We start from the raw sequence: 2,621 nt of genomic DNA on the forward strand, positions 1-2,621 counted from the left end.
CCACACCCTCTTTGGCGCATGCCTCCTGCATTGTCAGACCAGACGCGATCCCCTCGACTATCCGGCACCTCTTATCATCATCGTCAAGCACCAGGATGGACATCTAGCCCTGTACCTCCGAATTCTTTCGACAGACGTAGCCACTGAGATATGTAATGTCCTCTGTGGGGTTCCCTAAGCCCCATCGCCCGACAGTAGATGCACTTACACCTCACACGAAGCCAGGCATTCTTGGTCCCATGCGCCAGATTCGGGTTACGCACGTTCATAAGCGCCGTCTCGAAGGCAAGCAGCCACACATCGTCATATTTCCGCCACAACCAGACCTGCCGCAGGCGGTAGCCGTACCCTTCCACCACCCGCACCAGATCATCTTCCAGGCAGCTTCCTCCCTCCGAGATGTCGCGAATGATCCGCGCCTGCAACAACCTGTCCTTATACGGAGGGGTCGCCGTGAACACCGGAGAACAATCCCCGCCAGCAGCGAACGACGCACAAACAACAGCCTGATCAAACTCCCGGTTCGCGCAGCGGTAATTATGAATCGTGAGCAGATCCACACCTACTCTTACAGATACTTCGGCCACAGTAAGGCCGGACTTGATCCCCTCGATTATCCGACGCCTCATACTGTCGTCATCAAGAATCAAGAGAGACACCTACAACCCACCTCCCGCTAATTCCCGATGGGAACATAAAAGCGGGGAGGTCCCCGACTATTGGAGACCTCCCCGGCAAGGTGCGACGGCCTAGACGCTGGGGAGGCGCACCGCCGCACCAGCTCTATGGGCTAGCGCATCCCCCGAGTAGGCACACGTCGCCAGGACTGCTGCTCCAGCCGCGTTTCCACATCCAGATTGCGAGCCAGTTCCCCCAAGGTCGCCCCGCATCGCACGTCGGACAGGCCATGCCTGATCCCGTACTCCGAGATGGACACGCGCCGCATGGCGTACCAGCCGCCCCCGACCCCCTCAGAGATCGTCCACGTGCGCTCGTGAAGTTTCTGCAGCTCCGTCAGCGTCACGACAGTTCCCCGGCGGAAGGGGGAACGTTCTGGTTGCCGGTGCAGAGCAACGAGATTCGCCGCGCGGCCCGATCCACGTTGGACACCTCCTGTGAGGCGTAAACCGCGCGCCGTCGTTCCTCGTTCCACCCGGAACACCACCAGAACCGCAGTCCGTTGGACCACACCAGCAGACCTGACCGCAGCGATAGCAGTGCCAGCTCGTGACCCTCGCTGACATCGGCGGCGATCTCATACCGGGCCAGCGCATCCCGGAGCTTCCGCGCCGACTCCACCGCAGCCGAGCCGTACATCGGCGGCACGCTCACGACGCAGATCCAAGCGCGAGAATGAGATCCACGACCCGCTCAGGCTGGCCACGCCGGACCACCTCAAGGCCGATGCCACCGGGCACGGACACCAGGTAACAGCCCGAGCGCTGCCCGACCGTCACCGTGATGTCCCGTCGCCCCCGAGAACTGATCACGGCCAGTTCAGGCGGACGCCGCTCTATCACCGAACTCACCGAAATCTGATCGGGCCACGGGATCTCACGGTCGGCTATCAGTTCGAGACTGACCGTGTTGTGACGGTGAGCACGGATTCCCCGCTGTTGCAGAAGCCGCTGCACGACAGCCAGCGCCCTGTCCTGGGTTTCTGCCGTAGCCTCATCGACGGCAGTAGGGATAGGTCTAGAGTTGGACATAGATCGCACCTCCAGCGTGCGGTTCCCTGGGACCCGTACGGCGCGGCCAACGCCTACGGGTCCCGTTAGCGTTCTGGTCACGAAGAGTTACACTCGGCCCCAATAAGGACATGCCTATGAAGATCCACAAAATGGATCGAAAAGCCGCTTAACCAGGGAAAACGTCTCCTACTCTCCCGCTATAGGGGGGCTAAAGTCGAGAGTAGGGCAGCCATCCCTGGCGCCGCAATAGGGGGGCTAAAATTCTGATGGGGTCGAGTATGAGGAGGCAGTTTCCCGGTGGACCTGAAGGCGTTGCGAGATGTGGCGCAGCTACGTGATCCCATTGAGCGCGCACGGGCTCTCAGTCGTCTCATGACCGAAGAACAAGGTCTCGTTACAGAAGCAGCCAAGATGCGCCGCCAAGCGATAGCCGAGGCTCGTGAGTCCGGTATGACCTTGGAGGAGATAGGAGCAAAGTTGGGCGTCTCGCCAGGGCGTATTTCCCAGATGAAGAAGGGGCCAACGGCACGCGCTCCCGAGGGGCCAGCAGCCAGCGCGCCCAGGGTGTTGGTACAGCGAGCGCTGCCCACGGATCCTGCCGTACGTGGCTCCGTGTCGCTCTTCCTCGTTGAGGCCGAACGGCAAGGCATCAAACCGGATCGCAAGATGCTCTACGTGGGTCCGGAACCGGCGAGCGATCATGTGGCGGCGTGCCTGCACGTTGAACCCGGCACAGGAGTGATCGCCCGCCGGAAGATGATGACGGCCAACGGGGTCCCGGTGCGGATCGCCACCAGCTACTTTCGAGCCGACCTATTCGGGGAAACACGCATCGCCGAACCCGAGTTCGTCAAGCCGTCGCTACAGTCAGCGTTGGTCGCGTCCGAGATGCGGTGTAAAAGGGAACGAGCGTAGGTTGCCGTGCTGAAC

General features: G+C 61.3%; 4 protein-coding genes. 1 reads left to right on the forward strand and 3 read right to left on the reverse strand.

Annotated features, from left to right (window positions below; genetic code table 11):
* Positions 1-83 precede the first annotated feature (83 nt).
* From AB0G16_RS38620 to AB0G16_RS38630, 3 genes are all read right to left on the reverse strand, one after another.
* Complete coding sequence (locus AB0G16_RS38620) at positions 84-560, reverse strand: hypothetical protein (RefSeq protein ID WP_362815975.1); 477 nt, start codon at positions 558-560, stop codon at positions 84-86.
* Between the two features lie 460 nt (positions 561-1,020).
* Positions 1,021-1,332 (reverse strand): hypothetical protein, encoded by a 312-nt coding sequence (locus tag AB0G16_RS38625; protein ID WP_362815977.1) that lies wholly within the window; start codon positions 1,330-1,332, stop codon positions 1,021-1,023.
* Entirely contained in the window at positions 1,329-1,709 is a 381-nt protein-coding gene (locus AB0G16_RS38630; RefSeq protein WP_362815979.1) for a hypothetical protein, read from the reverse strand. The genes AB0G16_RS38625 and AB0G16_RS38630 overlap by 4 nt, the downstream gene beginning before the upstream one ends.
* A 279-nt stretch (positions 1,710-1,988) precedes the next feature.
* On the opposite strand from AB0G16_RS38630, the gene AB0G16_RS38635 reads away from it, so the two are divergent.
* Positions 1,989-2,606 carry a UTRA domain-containing protein gene (locus AB0G16_RS38635; protein ID WP_362815981.1) on the forward strand — a complete coding sequence of 206 codons (618 nt, stop codon included), beginning with the start codon at positions 1,989-1,991 and terminating at the stop codon, positions 2,604-2,606.
* Positions 2,607-2,621: the final 15 nt, after the last annotated feature.

Source organism: Streptosporangium sp. NPDC023615, assembly GCF_040640155.1.
Lineage (GTDB): Bacteria > Actinomycetota > Actinomycetes > Streptosporangiales > Streptosporangiaceae > Streptosporangium.

Coding starts and splice junctions, on each gene's coding strand:
- AB0G16_RS38630 (WP_362815979.1), bottom strand. CDS start 1,709: ATGTCCAACTCTAGACCTATCCCTACTGCCGTCGATGAGGCTACGGCA.